2 protein-coding genes are annotated in these 1,193 nt (G+C 62.4%); both read right to left on the bottom strand.

What is annotated here, in order from left to right:
* Window positions 1–685 (bottom strand): histone deacetylase family protein (locus tag EN750_RS35255; protein WP_127399343.1); only part of this gene is annotated, 685 nt, incomplete at its 3' end.
* Window positions 682–1,193: GNAT family N-acetyltransferase (locus EN750_RS35250; protein WP_245482904.1), on the bottom strand; the 512-nt coding region annotated here is incomplete at its 5' end. The genes EN750_RS35255 and EN750_RS35250, both read right to left, overlap by 4 nt.

Here is a 1,193-nt window from a genome sequence, read left to right as displayed (position 1 = left end):
GACCCCAGAAGAACGGATAGAAGCGCACCGGATCGGCATGCAGCGAGACGGTCAGCACATCCGGCCGTGCGTAGAAGATGCCTTGCGTGCCGTTGCCGTGATGCAGGTCGACATCGAGGATCGCCACCCGTGCGGCCTGCTTACGCAGAACCTGCGCCGCGACGGCCGAGTTGTTGATGAAACAGAAGCCGCCGGCGACATCGGCAAAGGCGTGGTGGCCGGGCGGGCGGCATAGCGCATAGGCGGCCGGCGCGCCTGACATCACCGCCTCGGCCGCGTCGACCGCGCTCCAGGCGCTCCACAGCGCGCTTTGCCAAGTCTCGCCCGAGATCGGGCAAGCAGTATCGGCCATGTGGTAGCCGGCCTGGCCGACTGCCGAGGCCGGGTAGGAGCCGTTGCGCGCGATCGGATGGATGTTGGGGATCACTTCGGCCGAAGCGCCCTCGATGCGCTGCCAGCGCGTGTAGATATGCTCGAGGAAATCAAGGTATTCGGGCGTATGCACAGCCGCGACCGGGCCGAGCCCATGATCCCGAGGCCGCTCGATCGTGCAGCCAGCATATTTTGCGCCGGCTAACAATCTCTCCACGCGCTCCGGCTTTTCCGGATTGGGCTGTGCCGCACCGCTTGACAGAAAGGCCTTGGGGTCGTGACGCTTCTGTTCCTCGGCATAGAAGGCTTTCATTCCGGATCCTCGTTTTGGGGCGCATCGGCGAAGGCAAAGAACGCCTCGCCGATGATTTTTTGGGTCTGCTCATAGCTCGACCAGGCGATGCCCAGCCTTTCATAGAAGGTCTTGGCACCTTCATTGTCGGTGTCGACCGACAGTCGGAGATAAACGCCGCCTTCGTTCCGGCACTGCGCCGCAACGTGCCGCAGCAGCCGCTCGCCGATCTTGCGGCCGCGAAAACGATCCTCGACATAGAGGTCCTGCACATAGACTCCAGGCCGCCCCATCCAGGTTGAAAAGATCGGAAAATGCAGGCAAAGCCCGGCAAATTCCCCGCCGACTTCGGCGATCAGGGTCGAAAAGGCGGGTTTTTCGCCAAAGCCGTACATTCTGAGATCGTCGGGTGTGGAGATGATTTCCTCCGGCGCACCGATATGCGTGCCGAGCTTCAGGATCGCCGCGTGGATGGTTTCGACGTCTTCGATCCGGCCGGGGCGTAAGAGGACGTCATTGGATGTTGGAT

Source organism: Mesorhizobium sp. M7A.F.Ca.ET.027.03.2.1 (genome assembly GCF_003999175.1).
In the GTDB taxonomy this organism is placed as follows: Bacteria; Pseudomonadota; Alphaproteobacteria; order Rhizobiales; family Rhizobiaceae; genus Mesorhizobium.
Note: the sequence above shows the minus strand (reverse complement) of the source record. Positions and strands in the feature narration are given on the sequence as shown.